The organism is Mesorhizobium sp. B2-4-3, from assembly GCF_006442815.1.
Taxonomy (GTDB): Bacteria; Pseudomonadota; Alphaproteobacteria; order Rhizobiales; family Rhizobiaceae; genus Mesorhizobium.
Map to the genome: position 1 here is coordinate 54,955 of NZ_VFVL01000011.1, position 21,611 is coordinate 76,565.

General features: G+C 65.4%; 22 protein-coding genes. 12 read left to right on the forward strand and 10 right to left on the reverse strand.

The window, feature by feature from the left end:
* The 6 genes from FJ956_RS13385 to FJ956_RS13410 all read right to left on the reverse strand — a co-directional run bounded on the left by FJ956_RS13385 (nucleotide 1) and on the right by FJ956_RS13410 (nucleotide 6,927).
* A complete protein-coding gene (locus FJ956_RS13385; protein ID WP_140677060.1) occupies nucleotides 1–861 on the reverse strand; it encodes an ABC transporter permease in 861 nt (286 codons plus the stop codon).
* A 65-nt stretch (nucleotides 862–926) separates the two neighbouring features.
* On the reverse strand, nucleotides 927–1,931 hold the full coding sequence (locus FJ956_RS13390) for an ABC transporter substrate-binding protein (protein WP_140677062.1): 1,005 nt from the start codon (nucleotides 1,929–1,931) through the stop codon (nucleotides 927–929).
* A gap of 62 nt (nucleotides 1,932–1,993) precedes the next feature.
* Nucleotides 1,994–3,469, reverse strand: coding sequence for an aldehyde dehydrogenase (locus tag FJ956_RS13395; protein WP_140677064.1), 1,476 nt, complete (start codon nucleotides 3,467–3,469; stop codon nucleotides 1,994–1,996).
* Nucleotides 3,466–4,518: an LLM class flavin-dependent oxidoreductase gene (locus FJ956_RS13400; protein WP_140677066.1), complete on the reverse strand. Its 1,053-nt coding sequence runs from the start codon at nucleotides 4,516–4,518 to the stop codon at nucleotides 3,466–3,468. The genes FJ956_RS13395 and FJ956_RS13400 overlap by 4 nt, the downstream gene beginning before the upstream one ends.
* 5 nt (nucleotides 4,519–4,523) lie before the next feature.
* Nucleotides 4,524–6,347: an alpha/beta fold hydrolase gene (locus FJ956_RS13405; RefSeq protein WP_140677068.1), complete on the reverse strand. Its 1,824-nt coding sequence runs from the start codon at nucleotides 6,345–6,347 to the stop codon at nucleotides 4,524–4,526.
* Nucleotides 6,340–6,927 (reverse strand): amino acid synthesis family protein, encoded by a 588-nt coding sequence (locus FJ956_RS13410; RefSeq protein ID WP_140677070.1) that lies wholly within the window; start codon nucleotides 6,925–6,927, stop codon nucleotides 6,340–6,342. The genes FJ956_RS13405 and FJ956_RS13410 overlap by 8 nt, the downstream gene beginning before the upstream one ends.
* 139 nt (nucleotides 6,928–7,066) lie before the next feature.
* On the opposite strand from FJ956_RS13410, the gene FJ956_RS13415 reads away from it, so the two are divergent.
* Nucleotides 7,067–7,744, forward strand: a complete 678-nt coding sequence (locus FJ956_RS13415) for a GntR family transcriptional regulator (RefSeq protein ID WP_140677072.1) — start codon at nucleotides 7,067–7,069, stop codon at nucleotides 7,742–7,744.
* Between the two features lie 15 nt (nucleotides 7,745–7,759).
* Here FJ956_RS13415 and FJ956_RS13420 read toward each other — a convergent pair whose 3' ends face one another.
* Nucleotides 7,760–8,791, reverse strand: coding sequence for a hydroxyacid dehydrogenase (locus FJ956_RS13420; RefSeq protein ID WP_140677074.1), 1,032 nt, complete (start codon nucleotides 8,789–8,791; stop codon nucleotides 7,760–7,762).
* Nucleotides 8,792–8,936: 145 nt separating this feature from the next.
* On the opposite strand from FJ956_RS13420, the gene FJ956_RS13425 reads away from it, so the two are divergent.
* The 11 genes from FJ956_RS13425 (at nucleotide 8,937) to pobA (ending at nucleotide 18,707) form a co-directional block, all read left to right on the forward strand.
* Nucleotides 8,937–10,013 carry a LacI family DNA-binding transcriptional regulator gene (locus FJ956_RS13425; protein WP_140677076.1) on the forward strand — a complete coding sequence of 359 codons (1,077 nt, stop codon included), beginning with the start codon at nucleotides 8,937–8,939 and terminating at the stop codon, nucleotides 10,011–10,013.
* A gap of 60 nt (nucleotides 10,014–10,073) precedes the next feature.
* A complete protein-coding gene (locus tag FJ956_RS13430) occupies nucleotides 10,074–11,063 on the forward strand; it encodes a substrate-binding domain-containing protein (RefSeq protein WP_246672062.1) in 990 nt (329 codons plus the stop codon).
* 128 nt (nucleotides 11,064–11,191) lie between these two features.
* Entirely contained in the window at nucleotides 11,192–12,178 is a 987-nt protein-coding gene (locus tag FJ956_RS13435; RefSeq protein WP_140677078.1) for an ABC transporter permease, read from the forward strand.
* The gene (locus FJ956_RS13440; protein ID WP_140677080.1) at nucleotides 12,175–12,951 is read left to right on the forward strand and encodes an ATP-binding cassette domain-containing protein; all 777 of its coding nucleotides are present in this window, start codon (nucleotides 12,175–12,177) and stop codon (nucleotides 12,949–12,951) included. The genes FJ956_RS13435 and FJ956_RS13440 overlap by 4 nt, the downstream gene beginning before the upstream one ends.
* Before the next feature lies 1 nt (nucleotide 12,952).
* Nucleotides 12,953–13,807 carry a sugar phosphate isomerase/epimerase family protein gene (locus FJ956_RS13445; RefSeq protein ID WP_140677082.1) on the forward strand — a complete coding sequence of 285 codons (855 nt, stop codon included), beginning with the start codon at nucleotides 12,953–12,955 and terminating at the stop codon, nucleotides 13,805–13,807.
* A 101-nt stretch (nucleotides 13,808–13,908) separates the two neighbouring features.
* The gene (gene pcaD / locus FJ956_RS13450; RefSeq protein ID WP_140677084.1) at nucleotides 13,909–14,721 is read left to right on the forward strand and encodes a 3-oxoadipate enol-lactonase; all 813 of its coding nucleotides are present in this window, start codon (nucleotides 13,909–13,911) and stop codon (nucleotides 14,719–14,721) included.
* Nucleotides 14,714–15,112: a 4-carboxymuconolactone decarboxylase gene (pcaC, locus tag FJ956_RS13455; RefSeq protein WP_140677086.1), complete on the forward strand. Its 399-nt coding sequence runs from the start codon at nucleotides 14,714–14,716 to the stop codon at nucleotides 15,110–15,112. The genes pcaD and pcaC overlap by 8 nt, the downstream gene beginning before the upstream one ends.
* Complete coding sequence (pcaH, locus tag FJ956_RS13460; RefSeq protein WP_181170191.1) at nucleotides 15,105–15,857, forward strand: protocatechuate 3,4-dioxygenase subunit beta; 753 nt, start codon at nucleotides 15,105–15,107, stop codon at nucleotides 15,855–15,857. The genes pcaC and pcaH overlap by 8 nt, the downstream gene beginning before the upstream one ends.
* Entirely contained in the window at nucleotides 15,857–16,471 is a 615-nt protein-coding gene (pcaG, locus tag FJ956_RS13465; RefSeq protein ID WP_140677088.1) for a protocatechuate 3,4-dioxygenase subunit alpha, read from the forward strand. The genes pcaH and pcaG overlap by 1 nt, the downstream gene beginning before the upstream one ends.
* Nucleotides 16,472–16,482: 11 nt before the next feature.
* Nucleotides 16,483–17,535 (forward strand): 3-carboxy-cis,cis-muconate cycloisomerase, encoded by a 1,053-nt coding sequence (locus FJ956_RS13470; protein WP_140677090.1) that lies wholly within the window; start codon nucleotides 16,483–16,485, stop codon nucleotides 17,533–17,535.
* A complete protein-coding gene (gene pobA / locus FJ956_RS13475) occupies nucleotides 17,535–18,707 on the forward strand; it encodes a 4-hydroxybenzoate 3-monooxygenase (RefSeq protein ID WP_140677092.1) in 1,173 nt (390 codons plus the stop codon). The genes FJ956_RS13470 and pobA overlap by 1 nt, the downstream gene beginning before the upstream one ends.
* Before the next feature lie 13 nt (nucleotides 18,708–18,720).
* On the opposite strand, the gene pcaF is transcribed toward pobA, so the two are convergent.
* Genes pcaF through FJ956_RS13490 form a run of 3 tightly spaced genes read right to left on the reverse strand, consistent with a single transcriptional unit; the run spans nucleotide 18,721 to nucleotide 21,587 of the window.
* On the reverse strand, nucleotides 18,721–19,926 hold the full coding sequence (pcaF, locus tag FJ956_RS13480; RefSeq protein ID WP_140677094.1) for a 3-oxoadipyl-CoA thiolase: 1,206 nt from the start codon (nucleotides 19,924–19,926) through the stop codon (nucleotides 18,721–18,723).
* Nucleotides 19,927–20,733 (reverse strand): CoA-transferase subunit beta, encoded by an 807-nt coding sequence (locus tag FJ956_RS13485; RefSeq protein WP_140677096.1) that lies wholly within the window; start codon nucleotides 20,731–20,733, stop codon nucleotides 19,927–19,929.
* Nucleotides 20,730–21,587 (reverse strand): CoA transferase subunit A, encoded by an 858-nt coding sequence (locus FJ956_RS13490; RefSeq protein ID WP_140677098.1) that lies wholly within the window; start codon nucleotides 21,585–21,587, stop codon nucleotides 20,730–20,732. The genes FJ956_RS13485 and FJ956_RS13490 overlap by 4 nt, the downstream gene beginning before the upstream one ends.
* Nucleotides 21,588–21,611: the final 24 nt, after the last annotated feature.

Here is a 21,611-nt window from a genome sequence, read left to right on the forward strand (position 1 = left end):
TCAGGCGCCTCCCGCCACGCGTTTTGAGCCGACCAGGCGCAGCTGCAGCGCATAGAGCGCCATGGTGACGACGAGCAGGATGAAGGCGGCGGCACTGCCCAGGCCCCAGTTGAGCAGCGACTGGATCATCTGCGCGATCATTTCGGCGAGCATCATGTTCGACGTGCCGCCGAGCAGCGCGGGGGTGACGAAATAGCCGAGCGACATGACGAAGACCATCAGCCCGCCTGCGGCGATGCCGGGGAGCGACAGAGGCAGCAGGATGCGGCGGAAGGCGGCGAGCGGGCTGGCACCGCAAAGGGCGGCGGCGCGCAAAGTCATCGGATCGATCGCCCGCAAGGTGCCGACCAGCGGCAGGATCATGAAGGGCAGCATGATATAGACCATGCCGATGGTGACGCCGGTGAGGTTGTTGATGAGCGGCAGCGGCTGGTCGATGATGCCGGCGCCCATCAGTGCGCGGTTGATGACGCCGGTGCGCTGCAGGAGCACCATCCACGCGTAGGTGCGGGTCAACAGGTTCGTCCACATCGACAGGATGATGATGCCGAAGAGGATCGACGCCAGCGCAGGCGGCATGATCGCCAGCATCCAGGCGACCGGAAAGGCGACAAGCACGGTGACGATGGTGACGACGGCGGCGACGAGGAAGGTGTTGAAGAACACCCGTGCATAGGTGCCGTCGCCCAGCAGCGCCGCATAATTCTGCAGACCGGGAGCAGGATCGGTGACGCTGCGCAGCAACAGCGTCAGCACCGGCACGACAAAGAAAAGCCCGATCAGGATCAACGCCGGAAGCAGGCCGCCGAGGCCTGCCGGTATGCGAGGGGTTGCGATCCCTTGCTGTGCTTCCACCGACATGACGGTAATCCCGGATTGCGGATCGGGACGGCCAGCGCTGCCCCGATCCTTGTCACGAAGGACGTTTACTTCGCCTGCCAGGCGTACCAGCGCGTGGCGATCTCGTCGCGGTGCTCGGCCCAGTAGTTCATATCGAGGTTGATCTGGCCGTCGACATGGGCGTCGGGCAGGCCCTTGACCACATCGGCCGGCATCTCGGCCTTGGCCTTGGTGTTGATCGGCGCGTAGCCGCTCGCCTCGGCGAATTTCGCCTGGCCGGTCGGGCTGGTGGCCGCTGCCAGGAACTTCATCGCGCCGTCCTTGTTCTTGGCGCCCTTCGGCACGACGAGGACATCGGCGGCGGTGAGGTTCTGGTTCCAGGAGACGCCGACATCGGCGCCATCCTTCTCCAGCGCGAAGACGCGGCCGTTCCAGAGCTGGCCGAAGGCGGCCTCGCCGGAGGCGATCAGTTGCTGCGATTCCGCGCCGCCGCCCCACCAGACGATGTCCGACTTGATGGTGTCGAGCTTCTTGAAGGCGCGGTCGAGGTCGAGCGGATAGAGCTTGTCGGCCGGTACGCCGTCCGCGAGCAGCGCGATCTCGATCACACCTGGAGCCGACCATTTGTAGAAGGTGCGCTTTCCAGGAAATTTCTTGGTGTCGAACATGTCGGCCCAGCTTGCCGGCTCGCCGGAGACGGCGCCCTTGTTCCAGGCGAGCACGAAGGAATAATAGAAGCTGCCGACGGCATTCTCATTCGAGAAGCGCGGGTCGAGATCGGCCTTCGGCACGGCGGCGAAGTCGATCGGCTCGAGCAGGCCGTCCTTGGCCGCCTTGATGGCGAAATCCATCTCGACGTCGACGACGTCCCAGGTGACGTTCTTGGCGTCGACCATCGCTTTCAGTTTGCCGTAATCGGTTGGTCCATCCTGCAGCACCTTGACGCCCGAAGAGGCGGTGAAGGGCTCGGCCCAGGATTTGGTCTGGGCTTCCTGCGTCGTCCCGCCCCAGCTGGTGAACACCACTTCATCGGCCTTGGCGGCCGTGGTCGCCATCAATCCGGCAAGGACGCCGGCGAAAATCAGTTTCATGTCGTTCTCCTCTGATTGGTTGTTCCGTTTCTTGTTCTTGTCTGCACCCCCGCCAGGCCGTCTCAGCGCATGACGAAGGGATCGGGGATCGGTTCGTCCGAGGTGCGGATCCACACCGATTTCGAGCGCGTGTAATCGCGGATGGCATCGAGGCCGCCTTCGCGGCCGAGGCCGGAAAGGCCGTAGCCTCCGAACGGGACCAGCGGCGAGACGGCACGGTAGGTGTTGACCCAGACGACGCCGGCATGGATACCGCGCGCCATGCGATGCGCCTTGGCAAGGTTGCTGGTGAAGACGCCGGAAGCCAGCCCGAAGGGCGTGTCGTTGGCTAGAGCCAGCGCTTCAGCCTCGGTGTCGAAGGCAATGACGCTAAGCACCGGTCCGAACAACTCCTCGCGCACGCAGGCGAGAGCCTGGTCCTGCGCCTCGATGATCGTCGGCGCGTAGTAGAACCCGTCAGCCTTGTCCTTCGGCCGCGCGCCGCCGGTGACAAGCCGGCCGCCGGCGGACAGGCTCTCGGCAACGATCGTCTCGATCCGTTCGCGCTGGCGCGAAGTCGCCAGCGGCCCCATCTCGGTGGCCGGATCCTGCGGATCGCCGATGACGATGGCTTCGGCCTTGCGCTTCAGCCGGGCGAGGAAATCGTCCTTGACCGAACGCTCGACCAAAAGCCGCGAGCCGGCAACGCAGCTCTGGCCTGTGGCCGCGAAGATGCCGGCGACAACGGCATTGGCGGCGCTGTCGAGATCGGCGTCGGCGAAGACGACGACCGGGCTTTTGCCACCAAGCTCGAGCGTGGTGTAGGCGAGGTTCTCGGCGGTGTTGGCGACGATCCGCCGCGCGGTCGAAGGGCCGCCGGTGAAGGCGACGCGGGCGACCAGCGGATGGCTGGTCAGGCGATGCCCGCAATCATGCCCGAAGCCGGTGATGATGTTGACGGCGCCGGCTGGAAAGCCGGCTTCGCTAACCAACTCGGCGAAAGCGAGCAGCGGCGCCGGACCATCCTCGGAAGCCTTGAGAACGACGGTGCAGCCGGCGGCCAGCGCCGGGCCAAGCTTGACCGCCGACAGGAAGAGCTGCGAGTTCCACGGCACGATCGCCGCGACGACGCCGATCGGCTCGGGCCGCACCGTCACTTCCATGTCAGCCTTGTCAATCGGGATGAAAGCGCCTTCGTGTTTGTCGGCCAGCCCGCCATAATAGCGGTAGTAGTCGCCGACATAGGCGATCTGCGCGCGCGTCTCGCGGATGATCTTGCCAGTGTCGCGCGTTTCCAGCTCGGCCAGCCGGCCGGCATTGGCGGCGACGAGATAGCCGAGCCTAACCAGCAGCTTGCCGCGCGCGGTCGCGGTCATCGCTGCCCAGGGGCCGGAGCGCAGCGCGCGATGCGCGGCCTCGACGGCGCGGTCGACATCGGCAACGGAAGCGGCCGGCATCTTTGCCCACGGCGCGCCCGTCGACGGATCGATACTGTCGAAAGTGAAGGACGCCTCGGCGAACTGGCCGTCTATGTAGTTCCTGAAGGCGGTGCTGCTCATCGCGACCCCGCCCCCTGAAAGGCCGGCATCACCTTGTCGACGAACAGCTGCAGCGATTTCTTCTTGCGCTCATGCGAGAGGCCGCTGTCGATCCAGATCGAGTACTGGTCGTAGCCCTGCGCCTCGTAAGTCTTCAGCCTGGCGATCACCTCGTCGGCTTCGCCAATGACGAGGTTCTGCCGGATCTTGTCGGGCGCGTATTGCGGCATGGCCGCGATCTCGTCCTCGGTCAGCGGCTCCAGGACGCCCTGGCGGACAGGCTTCTTGTTCTGGAACCAGGCGCCAAACTGGCAATAGAATTGTGACAGGTCCTGCGTCAGCCGGTCGGCGTCGGCCGCGTCCTCGGCGACGAACGTGTGCATCAGAAGCATGATTTCCGGTCGCGCTATGTCCGGATGGGCCTGGCAGGCGGCATTGAAGCGCTCCATCAGGCTGGCGACCTCGCCGTCGCCGGAGGCAAGCGGCGTCACCTGGACCTGGCATCGGTTAGCGACGGCGAAGTCGTGCGAATTCGGATCGCGCGCGGCCACCCAGATCGGCGGGTAGGGTTTTTGCAAAGGCTTCGGCGAGGAGGTCGTCGGGGGAAACTGCCAGAACTCGCCGGAATGCTCGTAGTCGCCATCCCAAAGGCCGCGGATCGCCGGGATCATCTCGCGCATGCGCTGGCCGGCGCCCCAGGCATCCAGCCCCGGGAAGACGCGCTGATACTCATAGCTGTAGGCGCCGCGCGCGATGCCCAGATCCAGCCTGCCGCCGGTGATGACGTCGGCCATCGCCGCCTCGCCGGCGAGTTTGATCGGGTGCCAGAAGGGCGCGATAATGGTGCCGGTGCCGAGACGGATGGTTTTCGTCTTGGCGGCGAGATAGGCGATGTTGATGAACGGGTTCGGCGAGATGGTGAATTCCATCCCGTGATGCTCGCCGATCCAGGCCGTCTCGAAACCGGCCTGCTCCGCCAGCAGCACCAGTTCTTCCAGTTCCGCCACGAGCTCTGAATGCGGTTTGTCGAGATCCGAGCGCTCCATATGGACGAAAAGCGAAAACTTCATCGGTCTCACCGCTGGCCGGAATGGATTGGGCCGGAATGGATTGGCGCCGACGGCGCCGGCTTGGCAAGCGGCCGGACTTCGCCTTCGACCTCGTTGCCGACATAAACGCCGAAGGTGTCCTCCGTGCGCTCGCGCGCATAGCGGGCAAGCATCGAGCTGACAGCCGGGTCGGCGATGTTCAATTCGGAGATGCGCTCGATCTCGACAAAGCGGATCTGGCCATCACCGGAGACGGGGGCGTCCACCGTTCCGCGATAATAGACATGGGTCTGCGAGGCGTCCGTCGCGTCGTCCCAAACGGCGTAGAGAAAGCCGAGCTCTGCGTCGATTGCCTTGGCGGCAAGTTTTCCCCTGAGGCTGCGGGCATCGTTCGCGGCGCCGAGACCGCGACCGGCCGGCAATTGGTATCCCTCGGCGGTCTCGAAGAAGAGCACGCGGCCTTCATTCTCGAGGATGGCGCCGACCTCGGTTCCGGGCGGAGCGGCGGCTGCCAGCGCCTCCTGGCTCAGGCCCGGCGTGACATAGGCGCCGCGGCAGTAGCCGAGAGGCTGTGCGCCATTGTGACTGAAATCGCGGACGCGGCCGATGAGGATCGAATGATCGCCGGCATCGACCAGCTGCTCCATGCCGCAATCGAACACCGCGACCGATCCGTCGATCAGCGGATTGCCAGTCTGTCCGGACCGCCATGCCACCGAGGCGAACTTGTCGGCGGCCTTCGAGGCGAAGATGCCGGACGCGGCCTTCTGGGCTTCCGACAGGATGTTGATGGCAAAGCCTCTCGAGGTCGAGAAGGCCTGATGCCCCAGCGCCTTCTTGGCGATGCAGACCAGCACCAGCGGCGGCTCGAGCGAGACGGAGGTGAAGGAGTTGGCGGTGAAGCCGCGCGCGTCGCCGGCCTCGTCGATCGTAGTGACGATGGTGACGCCGGTCAGAAAGGAGCCAAGCGCGCGCCGGAACTCCATGGCGTCGAACGCGGGGGCGTCGGATGAGGGGTCGACTTTCGCCGCCTCAGATTGAACAGCCGTGGCCTGGTCGAGAAAGGCCGTGATGCGTTGAGTCACTTTTTGCGGCGAAGCGATTGTCATCATGTGCTTTTCGCCGCTCAGCACCACACATCGCCCAGCCGGAGCGAGCCGCGCCATCGCGGCCGACATGGCGGGCGTCGAGTTGCGGTCTTCCGAGCCGGTCATGAACAGCGCGGGTGCCGTGAGGTCGGCCAGCCGATCGGCATGGGCGGTATCGGCGCTGGCAAAGAGGCGGTAGGTTCGGGCATAGCCTTGCGCATCGACGCTTTCGAGCGCCGCGCGCGCCGTGGCGGCCGCGTCTGAAAGACCGGGTGGAACCGGATTGCCGAACCAGCGGGCGATCGTCGCGGCGATAGCCGAGGGATCGCCGGGTCCGCCAAGCGCGGCCGCCCGTTCGCGCACCGCCTGAGCGAGATCCGGAGGGCGACGGAAGACGGCGTTGAGACAGACGAGGGCGCTGACGCGAGCGGGAGCGCGAAGCGCGATTTCCTGTGCGACCAGCGCACCCATCGAGTGACCGACGACGGCGACGCGATCCAGGCCAAGATGATCAAGCAGGCGGATCGCCTGCTCGGCGAAGTCGGACAGGCCAGCGTTTTCGAGGGGCAGCGGCGAAGCGCCGTGGCCGAGCATGTCGACGGCGATGACGTCGAACCGATCTTGCATGGCGGCAATCTGCGGCTGCCAGATCGCGGCATCCATGCCGACGCCGTGGATGAGCAGGACCGGCGCGCCCGAACCGGCACGGATGAAGCCCGTGCCGCCTGGAGCTTTGCTGCGCATCGTCGCGGCGTCAGCCATGCAGGTCTCCGAGCTCCTTCATATCCTGGTAGCGGTCGCCGATGCGGTGATGCGGGCGGCCGCCGATCGACGCGCCGAGCGCCACCACCAGCTCGTCAGGGGCAGGCGCGTCGCCGATCTGGAAATGCACGGTGAGATAATGCGAGCGGCGGCCTTCGTCGTTCTTATCCATCAGCGGGATCATGATCGGCGTGTTGGGACCGCCGCGCAGATTGGTGAAGGCGAGATAGGTCTTGGCGCCGACGGCGCGGCGATAGTGATTGCCGAAATGCAGCGTGTGGATCAGCGCCGAGGCATGCTCGACCTCGCCCGACGTGCCGCAGATGGCGGCCTTGCCGTAACCTTCGATCGCCTCGCCAGAACCGGCGACAGCGATGATCTCATTGGTCAGCGTCTCGCCGAGCACGGGAGCGAACGCCCGGATTTCAGGGGAAAGATCCTCGGTGAAGCCACGGCCTGCCCACGGATTGGTGAGCACCGCGGCGACGCCGATCAGGCGCAACGGCCGCGGGGCGGCCTTGCCGCCTTCGATCAGCGTGTTGTCGGTATAGGTCACGATCTTGCGGATGGCCGGCTGCATGGAATTCCTCGGGATGGAGCCGCTCGCGGCTGCATCGATTTCTATATCGTCTTATGGTATACCATGCTATGGAGTGCCGCATGTCTTGTCAATCGGTCATGGAATCTGTTTTTGTGACGAGGCTAGGGATTTGAGGAAAATGGCTGACGACACGCTTCGCATCGACCGCTCCGCCAAGACGTTGAGGACGCTGGCACTGGAGCGCATGCGCGAAGCGATCATGGATTTCCATTTCCAGCCCGGCGAAAGGCTGGTCGAGCGGCCGTTATGCGATCAGCTCGGGGTCAGCCGTTCAGTCGTGCGCGAGGTGCTGCGGCAGCTTGAGGCCGAAGGCCTGGTGCAGATGATACCCGGGCACGGGCCGGCGGTGGCGAAGCCCGATCTTGGCCGGACCGACGAGATCTACGAGTTGCGCGCGCTGCTGGAGGGCATTGCCGCGAAGGCCTGCGCCACCTCGGCCACCGACGATCAGATCGCGCTGCTCGATGCGGCGCTTGCGAAGCTGCTCGAAGCGTGGGCGTCGGGCGTGCCGGCCGAGGTGATGCGGGCGACAGCGAGGTTTTACGAGGTACTGTTCGAAGCCGCCGACAAGCGCATCGCCTGGGAGATCGTCACCGGTCTCAATGTCCGCATCAACCAGTTGCGCTCGATGACGATCTTGTCGCAGAACCGCCGCGAGCCGGCGATTGCCGAGATGCACGCGATCATGGATGCTATCCGCTTACGCAAGCCGGAAGCGGCGGAGGCCGCGGCCCGGCGGCATGTGGAGACGGCTTGGCAAATCGCCCGCGACGCGCTTCGGTTGGGCACGCTTTAGACAGGTTGTTCGAGCTTAGTTCCTGTCGACCGGCTTGGATCGCATGCGCGAAACCGTCTCGCGTTCGGCGCGCTTGGAGCGCAGGGGCGGCAAGCCGCGGTCGACGAGGTCCATATCCTCCAGCACCATGTCGCCCATGCGCTTGAAGGCGATGTCGAGCGCGCCGGCGCGATGCGCCGAACGCAGGAAGCCGGGGAGGGTGCGGACGGGATGGTCCTTGGCCAGCGGCTCCTCCGGGAAGACGTCGCTTGCGGCGACGATATGGCCGCTCTTCACCGCCGCCATGAGTGCCGCGAAATCGACGACGCCGGCGCGGCTGAGCAGGATGAAGGCCGCACCCTTGCGCATTTTGGCAAAGGCGTCGGCGCCCAGGAAACCCTGGTTCTCGCTGGTGACGGAAGCGACGACGAAGACGAAATCGCTTTGCGACAGCACCTCGTCCAGCGACGCCGGCTCGACGCCGTTGTCGACCAGGATCGATGGCGGCAGCCATGGATCAAAAACTTTCGTGCGGGTGCGGAAGCCGGTCAGCAGGCGGTTGAGCGCGCGCCCGAGATCGCCGAAGCCGATGATGCCGACATCGGCGCCGGACAGAAGCCGCGCCGTCTGGTTGCCGTCGCCGCCCCACAATTCCTTGCCGTGCCGGAAGGCGAGGTCGGCGTCGACGATGTTTCTGGCCAGGTTCAGCGCCATGGCGAGGCCGAGCTCGGCTACCGGCTCGGCAAAGACGAGGCCGGTGGTGACGACATGGATGCCGCGGGCGAACAGCGTCTCGTAGGGCATGTTGTTGAGGAGGTTGGTCTCGACGTTGAAGACGCAGCGCAGCGCCTTCAGCTTCTCCAGCGTTTCGGCTGAAATCGGCGGCTGGCCGATGATATAGCGCGCCTCGGCCAGTGTTTCGGCGGGCAGTGCCGCGACGCCTTCCGGGGTCGTCTCGACGATGCGATAGTTCTTGCGCAGGCGCGCCAGCTGCGGCGGCGTGAAGATCAGCTCGAGCGTGCGCGGGTCGGGCGCGCTGATGGCCAGCGGCAAGGCTTTGTCGGACATGTCTTTCCTCCCGGGCGCGATTGGATCGCGTCAATCACATATTCAAGTCTTACTCCCGATGAAACGATTTACAAGAACGAAAAATCGATTTATCGATTAGAATAGCGAGGCAGCAAATCGGCTGCCTGCCCTCGGGAGGAGGTCGATGGTACAGCACCAAACGCGGCAGCGGCGTCCGTCGATCCACGACGTGGCAAGCCATGCCGGCGTGTCCGCGGCCACCGTCTCCAAGGTGCTGGCCGGCGTCACCACGGTGAGGCCGGAAAACGCGCAGCGTGTGTTCGATGCCGTCGAGCGTCTGGGCTATCGCGTCGATCCGCTTGCATCCGATATGCGCAGGGCCAAGCGCCGCATCATCGGCGCCATCATGCCCGAATTCGAGAGCGAGTTCTTTGGCCAGATGGTCACCGAGCTCGAAGGCCTTGCCGAACAGCGCGGCTACACGCTGGTCGCCGCCTCCAGCCGTGAATCGGAAGCGCGCGAGAAGGAGATCCTTGCCCGCATGCATGACTGGCGTGTTGCCGGCGTCGTGTTGGCGCCGGTGCGCAACGAGCACGGCCCGGGAGCCGATTTCATGAAGATGAACGGCATGACCGGCGTGCTGATCGACCGCGTCTTGTCCGACGACGCCTTCGACACGGTATCGGCCGACAGCGCCGCCGCCAGCGCCGAGGTGGCGCGGATGCTGGTCGGCAAGGGGCACAGCCATATCCTGGTCATCGGCCTTGCCGAGCAGGCTGCGACCGTGCGCGCCCGCCTGGAAGGTTTTCGCGCCCAGGCGCTGGCGCTCAACCCGTCGGTGCGCATCGATGTCATCACCTCGGAAGTCAGCGTCGAGCCGCTCAGAACCTCGCTGCGCGATTACTTTGCCAGGGGCGAGCGACCGACCGCCGTCTATTCGCTGCTCTTGAAGGGCACGCTTGTCGCGCTGTCCGAATTCCGCCGGCGTGGATGGCATTGCCCGAACGACATCTCGCTGGTCGGCTTCGACGACGCCGAATGGATGCAGGTGACATGGCCGGCGATCGCCGCCGTGGTGCAGCCGGTGCGCCAGATCGCCAGCGAGGCGATGAACCTTTTGTTTCGCAGGGTCGAGGGGGCTGTGGGACCACCCACGGCACGGCTCGAGCCCTGCCAGGTATTGATGCGGGAATCCGTTGGCTCGCCAGGCAGCGGTCCGCATTCCGGGGGAGGAGACCGACAACAGCCCCCATTGTCGTGAACGGAAGCTAGCGCCGGCCCTGGCCGAGGCATCCGGCGCCAAGGATCAACGGAGGATCGAATGACATCGTATTTCTTGAAGATAAATCGATTTACCCTTGCCATGGGTGTCGCGCTTGCGTTCTGCGCCGTCGGCGCCGCCAAGGCCGAGGACGGCGAATATGGTGTGCTGATGAAGACGCTGGCCAATCCGTTCTGGGGCGCGATGGCGCAGGGCGTCGCGGACGGCGCCAAGGAAGCCGGCGTGAAATATTTCCAGCAGGCGGCCGAGAGCGACCAGGCGGCCGAGCCGCAGCTCAACCTGTGCAACACGATGCTCGAGCGCAAGCCGGTGGCGATGATCACCGCCGCGATCAACTCGACCAACCTCCTGCCTTGCCTGAAGTCGGCGCAGGACGCCGGCATCAAGATCGTCGACCTCGACAACAATCTCGACCAGGCGGTGCTCGACAAGGAAGGTGTCAAGGTGACCTTCCATATCGGCTCCGACAACATCGCCGCCGGCGCGCAGGGCGCCGAATATCTCGCCAACAAGCTCGGCAAGGATGCCAAGGGTCCGGTGCTGGTGATCGAAGGCCTGTCAGGCAACATCACCGGCGAGAAGCGCGCCAAGGGCTTTGCCGACAAGCTGAAGGAACTGGCGCCAGGGCTCGAAATCGTCGCCTCGCTGCCGGGCGACTGGGACCGCGGCAAGGCCGCTTCGATCGCCACCGACACGCTGACGGCGCATCCCGATCTCGTCGCTATCTTCTGCGCCAATGACGGCATGGCGCTGGGCGCCGTGGAATCCGTCTACGCCGCCGGCAAGGGGCCGCAGGTGACGATCATCGGCGTCGACGGCAACTCGGACGCGGTGAAGTCGATCAAGGAAGGCCGCCTCAACGCCTCGGTGGCGCAGCTTCCGTATCTGGTCGGCAAGCAAGCCGTCGAGAACGTCAAGAAAGCTCTGGCCGGCGAGAAGGTCGAGGACAGCATCGCAGTACCGACGCTGGTGCTGACCAAGGACGTGATCGATGCCGGCAAGGAGCCGATGCTGCAATATGTGAAGTAGTGAAAGGAAGGGAGTAGGGGAGTAAGGCAGTAGGGGAATAGGGGAAGCGATGTCTGCGCTTCTCCGACCAGCCTCCATCTTCCTTGCCTTCCCTACTCCCCTACTCCCTTACCCGAAGGGTAGAAAACATGGCTTCTGAACAGCCCGGCTTCTGGGCTCGGGTGCAGCGCGCATCCGTCGAAAGGCTCCACATCAGGCTGGAGTCGCTGGTGGTGCTTTTGGCGCTGAGCACGGCGATGGCGCTCTTGTCGCCCTATTTCCTGTCGCTCAGCAACTTCCTCAACATCCTTCTCGCCACCTCGACGATCGGCGTGCTGGCGATCGCCGCCACCTTCGTCATCGGCTCGGGCGGGCTCGACCTGTCGCTCGGCTCGGTCATGGGGCTGGCCGGCGTCGCGGGTGCCTTCGTCGCCGTCAATCTCGGCTGGCCGTCAGTATTGGCGGTGCTGGCCTGTATCCTCGCAGGCGGCATTGCCGGCTATATCAACGGGCAATTGGTGACCCGCGCCTTCGTGCCGGCCTTCATCGTCACGCTTGGGATGCTTGGCCTTGCGCGCGGGCTGGCGCTGGTCATCTCGCAGGGCAGGGCGATCTACGGCCTGCCGCCGGAGATCGTCTATATCGGGCAAGGCCGGCCATTCGGCGTCCCGATGCCGGTGATTATCCTGGTGCTGACGGCGATCGTCGCGCATGCGGTGCTCGCCTATACGCGCTTCGGCCGTCACACGCTGGCACTGGGGGATAGTGAAGGTGCTGCGCGAGCCGCGGGCATCCGCGTCGAGCATCACCGCCGCATCATCTATACGCTCTCCGGCGCGCTCGCCGGCCTCGCGGGCCTGCTCTTCACCGCCCGCGTCAATGCCGGCGATCCGACCGCCGGCATCAACTACGAGCTCACCGCGATCACGGCGGCGATCATCGGCGGCACCAATCTGTTCGGCGGCCGCGCCTCGATCCTCGGCACGATGATCGGCGCGCTGATCATGGGCGTCTTGCAGAACGGGCTGACGCTGCTTGCCGTGCAATCCTACTACCAGCAGATGGCGATCGGCGCGGTGCTGATCCTCGCCGTCTTCATCGACCAGTACCAGGTGCGGAAGGAGTCGCGCGTATGACCCTGCTTTCGCTTCGCGGCATCCGCAAGAGCTTTGGCGCGGTCGACGTTTTGCATGGCGTCGACCTCTCGGTCGCGGCCGGCGAGGTGGTCGGGCTGGTCGGCGACAATGGCGCCGGCAAGTCGACGCTGATGAAGACCATCACCGGCATCTACCGGGCCGACACCGGTTCGATCGAATTCGATGGCAAGGACATCCTGGCGCTGGATCCCGGCCAGCGGCGCCGTCTCGGCATCGAGATGATCTACCAGGATCTATCTTTGGCGAAGCAACAGGACGTGGCGTCGAACATCTTCCTGGGACGCGAACCGACAAAAAAATTGCTCGGCGTGTTCCCGGGCTTCGTCGACAAAAGCGAGATGGATCGCCAGGCCGCCAGGATGATCGAGCGGCTGGGCGCGCATTTGCCGTCAATAAACCGGTCGGTCGGTTCGTTCTCCGGCGGCCAGCAGCAGACGGTGGCGATCGCGCGCGCGCTCACCTTCAATCCGAAGCTCGTCATCATGGACGAGCCGACTGCGGCGCTGGCCGTGCGCGAGGTGCAGAGCGTGCTCGACCTCATCCGGCGGCTCAGGTCCGAAGGCATCGCCGTCATCCTGATCTCGCACCGGCTGAACGACGTGCTGTCGGTCACCGACCGCATCGTCGTGCTGCGCCACGGCAGGGCGGATGCCGATCTCGTCACCGCCAGGACCAATATGAACGAAGTCGTCAGCCGCATCGTCGGCGGCGGCGATACGGCCGCAGCGGCGGCGCATGAGCAACGAGGCTGACATGAACACTTTCGGACTGCACACTTTCGCCATCGCGCCGGTCTGGGACCTCGCCCGCATCGAGCCGCAGATGGACCGGCTCAAGGAATACGGCATAGGCCTGATGGAGATCCCTTTGCTTCGGCCTGAGGAGATCGACACCAAGCGGACACGCAGCTTTGCCAATCACTACCGTGTTGAACTGGTCCCCTCGCTCGGCCTGCCGCGCGCGCTCGACGTGGTCGAGCGGCCGGACGAGGCGCTGGATTTCCTCGGGCCGGCTTTCCGGGTCTGCAACGAGGTCGGGGCCGAGGCGTTGGGCGGCGTCACTTACGGTACGATCGGCAAGACCACCGGCCGGGCGCCGACGCAGCGCGAGATCGACGGCATGTGCCGTTTCCTCGAACGCGCGGCGAAGGCGGCGAAGGCGCGCGGCCTGAAGCTCGGCATCGAGCCCTGCAACCGCTACGAGACGCATCTGATCAACCGCGGCGTCGACGCGGCGCGGATCATCGAGCGCGTCGGCGCCGACAACATCTTCATCCATCTCGACACCTACCACATGCATATCGAGGAAGAGAGCTTCGCTTCCGGTTTCGAGGCGGCGGCGCCTTATCTCGGCTATGTGCATGTGTCGGAGGCAAATCGCGGCGTGCCGGGTCGCGGCATGCTCAACTGGGCGGCCTGCATGAAGGCCATCGCCGACATCGGCTATCAGGGCGCGATCACGCTCGAAAGCATGAACCATGTCGATGTCGACATAGCCGGCGGGCTCGCGGTGTGGCGGCCGGTGGCGGAAGATCCGCGCGACGTCATCGAGGTCGGCCTGCCGTTCCTGCGCGAAGAGGCGAAGAAGGCGGGGCTGACGCTGGGATAGGCCGCAAGCTCGCGCATAAGGAGCCGGCCGAAGCAACCCTGGACGGTTTCGATTTACCGAACCAAATAGCTGGTGCAATGTGGGTTCGGAGGATCGAAACCGTGCCATTCGTCAGCATAGGCGGCGTCACGCTGCATCACCGCTATACCGAGGCGCCCGGCACGTCGCGTCCGATCGTCTTCATCAATTCGCTGGGCACCGATTTCCGGATCTGGGACGACGTCGTCGCGAAACTGACGGGCGAAATGCCGATGCTCGTCTATGACAAGCGCGGCCATGGGCTGTCGGATATCGGCAGCGGCGTACGTTCGATCGACGACCACGTCGACGATCTGGCCGCCCTCATCGACCATTTCGGCTTCGACAAGGTCGTGCTCTTCGGCCTGTCGGTCGGCGGCCTGATCGCGCAGCGGCTCTATACCCGCCACCCCAAATGTGTAGAGGCTCTGATCCTCAGCGACACGGCGCATAAGATCGGCACCGCCGAAAGCTGGAACACGCGCATCGCGACTGTCGAGCGCGACGGCATCGAGGCGATCGCCGAAGGCATCATGAAAGTGTGGTTCACGCCGCAATTCCATGCCAGGCGCGCGGCGGACCTGGCCGGCTGCTGCAACATGCTCACCAGGCAGGCTCTGCCTGGTTACATCGGCACCTGCATGGCGGTGCGCGATGCCGATTTCACCGACAGTGCGCGGCGCATCGCGGTGCCGACGGTTTGCGTCGTCGGCGACCAGGACGGTTCGACGCCGCCGGATCTTGTCCGCTCGCTGGCCGGACTGATCCCTGGCGCGCGTTTCGAAGTGATCCGCGATGCCGCGCATATCCCGTGCATCGAGCAGCCCGAAGCGCTCGTCACCTTGATCCGCGATTTCGTCGCCTCATTGCCCGAGGGAAAGTCTGCTCATGGATGATGTCACGAAGAACCGCTACCGGACCGGTCTCGAGGTCCGCCGCTCCGTGCTTGGCAGTCCGCATGTCGACCGCGCCGAGGATGCCGCGACCGATTTCGACCGTCCGTTCCAGCAGTTGATCACCGAAGCCGCCTGGGGAACGGTGTGGGCGCGACCCGGCTGGTCGAAGCGCGAGCGCTCGATCGTGACGCTGGCGCTGCTTGCAGCACTCGGCCATGACGAGGAAGTGGCCATGCATGTGCGCGCCACCGCCAATACGGGCGCCTCGCGCGACGACATCTGCGAGGCCTTCCTGCATGTCGCGATCTATGCCGGCGTGCCGCCCGCCAATCGCGCCTTCAAGATCGCCAAGCAGGTGTTCGCGCAGATGGACGGAGCCGATCATGGCTGAGACCGGCTCCAACCGGGCGCCGGAAACAGGCGCCTTCTTCCAGCGCGACCGCCAGTGGCATCCGCCGGCGTTGACGCCGAACTACAAGAGCTCGGTGCTGCGTTCGCCGCAGAAAGCGCTGCTGTCGTTCGACAACACGCTATCGGAATTGACCGGTCCGGTGTTCGGGCATGCGATGCTCGGCGATCTCGACAACGACCTGATCCACAATTTCGCCAGTCCCGGCGAGAGCGCCATCGGTGAGCGCATCATCGTCCATGGACGCGTGCTGGACGAGCGCGGCAAGGCCGTTCCCGGCGTGCTGCTCGAATTCTGGCAAGCCAATGCAGGCGGCCGCTATCGGCACAGGAAGGACGGGTATCTTGCGCCGCTCGATCCGAATTTCGGAGGCTGCGGCCGCACCATCACCGGCGAGGACGGCGGCTACGCCTTTCGCACCGTCAGGCCCGGTCCCTATCCCTGGCCGAACGGACCGAACGACTGGCGGCCGGCGCATATCCATTTTTCCGTGTTCGGCCACGGCTTCGCGCAGCGGCTGATCACGCAGATGTATTTCGAGGGCGATCCGCTGATCCGGCGCTGTCCGATCGTCGGCGGCATTTCCAACAAGGAAGCTGTCGAGGCGCTGATCGCGGCGCTCGACATGCAGTCGACCATCCCGATGGACGCGCTTGCCTACAAGTTCGACATCGTGCTGCGCGGGCGGCGCTCGACGCTGTTCGAGAACAGGCCGGAGGGCAATTGATGACGCAGTCGCTCGACCGGCTGAAGGAAAGCCCTTCGCAGACCGCCGGGCCCTATGTGCATATCGGGCTGACGCCCAATTTCTGCGGCATCGGCGGTGTCTATGCGAGCGACCTCGGTTCGGCGATGGTCAACGGTGAGACCAAGGGCGAGCGCATCGAGCTGCGCATCCGCGTGCTCGACGGCACCGGCACGCCGCTGAGGGACGCGCTGGTCGAGATCTGGCAAGCGGATGCCGAGGGGCTCTACAATTCACCGGCCGAGATGTGCGGCGCCGCCGATCCAAACTTCCAGGGCTGGGGCCGGCAGCCGACCGACATGGAAACGGGCGTCTGCCTGTTCCGGACGATCAAGCCGGGCAGGGTACCGTTCCGCGACGGGCGGCCGATGGCGCCGCATATCACGCTGTGGATCGTGGCGCGCGGTATCAATATCGGCCTCAACACCAGGCTCTACTTCTCCGACGAGGAGAAGGCCAATGCCGAGGATCCCATCCTTGCGCGCATCGAGCATCGCCTGCGCTTGCCGACGCTGATCGCCGAGCGCCGGGGCAATACCTACGTCTTCGATATCCATTTGCAGGGCGAAAAGGAGACGGTCTTCTTCGACAGCTGACCGTGGCCGCCATGACCGTTTCGCCCTTCGATCACCCGCTGCTTTCCGGCCTGCTCGGCGACGAAGAGGCGGCCAGGTATTTTTCCGTCGAAGCCGACATCGCTGCGATGCTCGCTTTCGAGCGGGCACTGGCCGAGGCGGAAGCCGAGCGCGGCGTCATTCCACGTGATGCCGCGGCGGCGATCGTGAAAGCACTGGGATCGTTCCGGCCGGATACGTCGAGGCTGAAGGCGGGCGTCGCCAAGGACGGTGTGGTGGTGCCGGAGCTGGTGCGCCAGATCAAGGCTGCCGTCGGAGCGCCGCACGATACGTACGTTCATTTCGGCGCCACCAGCCAGGATGTGATCGATACGTCGCTGGTGCTCAGGCTGCGCGGCGCGGTCGACCATATCGGTCTGCTGCTCAGCGAGAACATCGTTCGCCTCACCGGGCTGGAGCTGGAGTTCGGGAATCGCGGGCTTATGGCGGTGACGCGCATGCAGCCGGCAATCCCAATCGCTGTGCGGGATCGGATCGTTTCGTGGCGGGCCCCGCTCGAACGTCACCAGCAGCGGCTTGCCGACGTGTCGGGCCGGCTGCTTGTGGTGCAGTTCGGCGGCGCCGCAGGCACGCTGGAAAAGCTCGGCGGCAAGGCCGGCGCGGTGCGCGCCGCGCTTGCCGCCAAGCTCGGTCTTGCCGATGCGCCGCAATGGCATAGCCAGCGCGATACGCTTGCCGAATTCGCCGGCTGGCTGTCGCTGACGACCGGCAGCCTCGGCAAGCTCGGGCAGGACGTCGCGCTGATGGCGCAAACGGGCTCCGACATCAAGCTGTCCGGCGGCGGCGGTTCCTCGGCCATGCCGCACAAGCAGAATCCGGTGAAGGCGGAAGCATTGGCGGCGCTGGCGCGCTTCAACGCGACGCAGCTCTCCGGCATGCATCAGGCACTGGTGCATGAGCAGGAGCGCTCGGGCGTGGCCTGGACGCTGGAATGGCTCATCTTGCCGCAGATGGTCGTGGCGACCGCGGCCGCGCTCAGGCTTGCGGCCGAGTTGGCCGGACAGATCGAGAGCCTCGGCCATTGATGCGCACACGGGTCGCCATCATCGGGTCCGGACCGTCCGGCCTGCTGCTCGGTCAGTTGCTCGCCACCATTGGCGTCGAGACGATCATCCTTGAACGGTCGAGCCGCGAGCATGTGCTTGGACGTGTGCGCGCGGGCGTGCTCGAACAGGGCACGGTGGACCTGCTCGGCGAAGCGGGCGCGGCGGACAGGCTGCATGCCCAGGGCCTGCCGCATGCCGGCATCTCGCTCGCCTTCGACGGCCGCGCGCATCGCATCGACATGACAACGCTTACCGGCGGCAAGCATGTCACCGTCTATGGCCAGACCGAGGTGACGCTCGATCTGATGCAGAAGCGCGAAGCGGCGGGACTCCCGACCGTCTTTGAAACATCGAATGTCGCGCTGCATGATTTCGGCGGCGCGTCGCCCTTCGTCACCTACGACAAGGACGGCCTCACGCATCGCATCGACTGCGACTTCATCGCCGGCTGCGACGGCTACCACGGCGTCAGCCGTCGCTCGGTGCCGGAAGGCGCGCTGAAGACGTTCGAGCGGCAGTATCCGTTCGGCTGGCTGGGCGTGTTGGCCGAGGTGCCACCCGCCGACCACGAGCTGGTCTATGCCAATCACGAGCGCGGTTTTGCGCTCTGCTCGATGCGCTCGCCGCAGCGCAGCCGCTACTATGTGCAGGTTCCCGCCGACGAGCGCGTCGAGGCCTGGTCGGACGACCGCTTCTGGGACGAGTTGCGTGGGCGCCTGCCGCCGCGGATAGCGGCCGCCGTCACCACTGGCCCGTCCTTCGAGAAGTCGATCGCGCCGCTGCGCTCCTTCGTCGTCGAGCCGATGCGCTTCGGCAGGCTGTTCCTGGTCGGAGACGCCGCCCATATCGTGCCGCCGACCGGCGCCAAGGGCCTCAACCTCGCCGCCAGCGACGTGCGCTATCTCTTTGCCGGGCTTGGTGAATTCTATCGCGAGGGGTCGCAGACAGGACTCGACGCCTATTCGTCAAAGGCGCTGGCGCGTGTGTGGAAAGCGGTGCGCTTCTCCTGGTGGATGACGACGATCCTGCACCGTTTTCCGGAGACAGGCGAGTTCGGCCAGCGCATCCAGGAAGCCGAGCTCGACTATCTCGTACATTCCAAGGCTGCATCCACGGCATTGGCCGAAAACTACGTCGGTCTGCCTTACTGATCTGCCTGGGCGGTCAGACCCGCTCCAGCGCGATGGCGATGCCCTGGCCGACGCCTATGCACATGGTGGCCAAAGCCAGCTTGCCGCCGTGCTCGCGCAGTTCGAGCGCCGCGGTACCCGTGATGCGCGCGCCGGACATGCCGAGCGGATGACCGAGCGCGATCGCGCCGCCATTGGGGTTCACATGCTCCGCCTTCTCGGAAATTCCGAGTTGGCGGAGCACGGCAATGCCTTGGGAGGCGAAGGCTTCGTTCAATTCAACGACATCGAATTGCTCTGGCGTCAGGCCGAGGCGGGCGCAAAGCTTCTTCGTCGCCGGCGCCGGTCCGATGCCCATGATGCGCGGCGCCACGCCGGCGACGGCACCGCCGAGGATACGGGCGATCGGCGTCAGCCCATGCTTCTTCGCGGCTGCCTCGGACGCGATGATCAGGGCAGCAGCGCCGTCATTGACGCCGGAAGCGTTGCCGGCGGTGACGCTGCCGCCCTGGCGGAACGGCGTCGGCAGTTTGGCCAGCGTCTCGATGGTGGTGCCTGCGCGGGGGTGCTCGTCCTTCGCGACGATGATCGCGTCGCCTTTCCTCTGCGGGATGGTCACCGGCGTGATCTCCTTCGCCAACCGGCCACTCTCTTGCGCGGCGACCGCCTTGTCCTGGCTGCGTACCGCGAAGGCGTCCTGGTCGGCTCTGCTGACGGAAAAATCCTCGGCGACGTTCTCGCCGGTCTCCGGCATGGAATCGACGCCATACTGCTTCTTCATTAGCAGGTTGACGAAACGCCAGCCGATGGTGGTGTCGTGGATCTCGGCATTGCGCGAGAAGGCGGTGTCGGCCTTCGGCATGACGAAGGGCGCGCGGCTCATCGATTCGACGCCGCCGGCAATCATCAGCTCGGCCTCGCCTGATTTGATGGCGCGCGCGGCGATGGTGACGGCATCCATGCCCGAGCCGCACAGACGGTTGACGGTCGAACCGGGAATGCCCTGCGGGAGGCCGGCAAGCAGCAGCGCCATGCGCGCCACATTGCGGTTGTCCTCGCCGGCCTGGTTGGCGCAGCCATAGACGACGTCATCGACGGCCGCCCAGTCGACGCCGGCATTGCGCTCGACCAGCGCCTTCAACGGAATCGCGCCGAGATCGTCGGCGCGGACGGAGGACAGCGCGCCGCCGAAGCGGCCGATGGGCGTGCGGATGTAATCGCAGATGAAGGCTTTGGTCATCTAGGCAGCTTTCCCTTTGGCGGTCCCTTGATGCGCCGCCTTGGTGCGGGCGTTCAGGTCGCGCAATGTCTTCAGCTCGAGTTCCGTCGGCGCCGGCGTCTCGTCAAGGGCCTCCTCGGCAAACTTGACCGTCCAGCCACAGGTTTCCTGCACCTGCTCGCGGCTGACGCCGGGATGCAGCGAGACGACGGTGAATTCCTTCGTCACCGGGTCCGGCTTCCAGACGGCGAGGTCGGTGATCAGCAAAGTCGGTCCGGCGGTGTCGATGCCGAGGCGCTTGCGATGATCGCCGCCGTCGCCATGGCCGAAGGAGGTGAAGAAGTCGATCTTCTCGACCATGCCGCGCTTCGACTGCGCCATGGTGATGTAGACCTGCCTCGACGAGGTGGCGATCTCCGGCGCGCCGCCGCCGCCGGGCAGGCGGGTCTTGGGATGCGCATAGTCGCCGATGACGGTGGTGTTGATGTTGCCGAATTTGTCGAGCTGGGCGGCGCCCAGGAAGCCGATCGAGATGCGGCCGCCCTGCAGCCAGTAGCGGAACATCTCCGGCACCGCGACGGTGGTGACCGCGGTCTCGCACAACTCGCCGTCGCCGATCGACAGCGGCAGCACGTCGGGCGCGGTGCCGATGGTGCCGCTCTCATAGATCAGCGTGATGTCGGGAGCATGGGTCAGCCGCGCGACGTTGCAGGCGGCCGACGGCGCGCCGATGCCGACGAAGCAGACATCGTCGCTTTTCAGCGCGCGGCTGGCGGCGATCGTCATCATCTCGTTCGGGGTGAAACTGATATCCTTCGCGTCGCTCATGCGGCCTTCCTCAGATGCTCGACACGACCGGCAAAGTCGTCCGCGCTGCTCTCGATGACGTTCTGCTGGATCCACGCTTGAAAACGGTCGCGGTCGGCGGCGATCTCGTCCCATTCCAGATAGGCGGCATTGTCGCGCTCGTAATAGCCATGCGTGTAGGAGGGGTGCGAGCCGCCCGGCACGACCGAGATCACCGCGATCGTCCAGTTCGGCAGCACGGTGAGATTGGGGTGGAGGTCATCGAAATTGTCCACAACTTCCTCGACCGTCACCACGGCGCGCTTTGCGGCAAGGACGGCCTCCTTCTGGATGCCGATAATGCCCTCGACCAGCACGTTGCCTTTCCGGTCCGCCTTCTGCGCATGGATGAAGGTGACGTCGGGCCGGATCGCCGGAACGGCGGCCAGCACCTCGCCAGTGAACGGGCAAGCGACGGATTTGATGTTCGGGTTGACTTCAGCCAGGCCGGCGCCGCGATAGCCGCGAAACACAGCGCAGGGCAGGCCGGCGGCGCCCGCCTCATAGGCATTGGCCATGCCGGCGTGGCTGTGCTCCTCGACCTCGATGGCGCGCGGAAAGCCATTCTCGATGGCGTCGCGGGCGCGCCTGAGCAGGCCGACGCCCGGATTGCCGACATAGGAGAAGACGACCTTCCTCGCCATGCCCATGCCGATCATCTGGTCGTAGATCAGGTCGGGCGTCATGCGGATCAGCGTCAGCTCGCGAAAGCCCTGGCGGATCGCCTCATGCGCGGCGGCGGTCGGGATCAGATGGGTGAAGCCCTCGAAAGCGACAGTGTCGCCGTCATGCAGATTTTCCGCGACCGCCTCTTTCAGCGGCAGGAACTTGACCATCTCCAGGCTCCGTGGTGCGAAAAG

What these genes read in the sequence shown, in the direction of transcription:
- FJ956_RS13490 (WP_140677098.1), bottom strand. Translation starts at nt 21,587, where the DNA reads ATGGTCAAGTTCCTGCCGCTGAAAGAGGCGGTCGCGGAAAATCTGCAT.
- FJ956_RS13405 (WP_140677068.1), bottom strand. Translation starts at nt 6,347, where the DNA reads ATGGCTGACGCCGCGACGATGCGCAGCAAAGCTCCAGGCGGCACGGGC.
- FJ956_RS13415 (WP_140677072.1), top strand. Translation starts at nt 7,067, where the DNA reads ATGGCTGACGACACGCTTCGCATCGACCGCTCCGCCAAGACGTTGAGG.
- FJ956_RS13430 (WP_246672062.1), top strand. Translation starts at nt 10,074, where the DNA reads ATGACATCGTATTTCTTGAAGATAAATCGATTTACCCTTGCCATGGGT.
- pobA (WP_140677092.1), top strand. Translation starts at nt 17,535, where the DNA reads ATGCGCACACGGGTCGCCATCATCGGGTCCGGACCGTCCGGCCTGCTG.
- FJ956_RS13485 (WP_140677096.1), bottom strand. Translation starts at nt 20,733, where the DNA reads ATGAGCGACGCGAAGGATATCAGTTTCACCCCGAACGAGATGATGACG.
- FJ956_RS13385 (WP_140677060.1), bottom strand. Translation starts at nt 861, where the DNA reads ATGTCGGTGGAAGCACAGCAAGGGATCGCAACCCCTCGCATACCGGCA.
- FJ956_RS13470 (WP_140677090.1), top strand. Translation starts at nt 16,483, where the DNA reads ATGACCGTTTCGCCCTTCGATCACCCGCTGCTTTCCGGCCTGCTCGGC.
- FJ956_RS13395 (WP_140677064.1), bottom strand. Translation starts at nt 3,469, where the DNA reads ATGAGCAGCACCGCCTTCAGGAACTACATAGACGGCCAGTTCGCCGAG.
- FJ956_RS13440 (WP_140677080.1), top strand. Translation starts at nt 12,175, where the DNA reads ATGACCCTGCTTTCGCTTCGCGGCATCCGCAAGAGCTTTGGCGCGGTC.
- FJ956_RS13410 (WP_140677070.1), bottom strand. Translation starts at nt 6,927, where the DNA reads ATGCAGCCGGCCATCCGCAAGATCGTGACCTATACCGACAACACGCTG.
- pcaH (WP_181170191.1), top strand. Translation starts at nt 15,105, where the DNA reads ATGGCTGAGACCGGCTCCAACCGGGCGCCGGAAACAGGCGCCTTCTTC.
- FJ956_RS13425 (WP_140677076.1), top strand. Translation starts at nt 8,937, where the DNA reads ATGGTACAGCACCAAACGCGGCAGCGGCGTCCGTCGATCCACGACGTG.
- pcaC (WP_140677086.1), top strand. Translation starts at nt 14,714, where the DNA reads ATGGATGATGTCACGAAGAACCGCTACCGGACCGGTCTCGAGGTCCGC.
- FJ956_RS13420 (WP_140677074.1), bottom strand. Translation starts at nt 8,791, where the DNA reads ATGTCCGACAAAGCCTTGCCGCTGGCCATCAGCGCGCCCGACCCGCGC.
- pcaF (WP_140677094.1), bottom strand. Translation starts at nt 19,926, where the DNA reads ATGACCAAAGCCTTCATCTGCGATTACATCCGCACGCCCATCGGCCGC.
- FJ956_RS13445 (WP_140677082.1), top strand. Translation starts at nt 12,953, where the DNA reads ATGAACACTTTCGGACTGCACACTTTCGCCATCGCGCCGGTCTGGGAC.
- pcaG (WP_140677088.1), top strand. Translation starts at nt 15,857, where the DNA reads ATGACGCAGTCGCTCGACCGGCTGAAGGAAAGCCCTTCGCAGACCGCC.
- FJ956_RS13390 (WP_140677062.1), bottom strand. Translation starts at nt 1,931, where the DNA reads ATGAAACTGATTTTCGCCGGCGTCCTTGCCGGATTGATGGCGACCACG.
- FJ956_RS13435 (WP_140677078.1), top strand. Translation starts at nt 11,192, where the DNA reads ATGGCTTCTGAACAGCCCGGCTTCTGGGCTCGGGTGCAGCGCGCATCC.
- FJ956_RS13400 (WP_140677066.1), bottom strand. Translation starts at nt 4,518, where the DNA reads ATGAAGTTTTCGCTTTTCGTCCATATGGAGCGCTCGGATCTCGACAAA.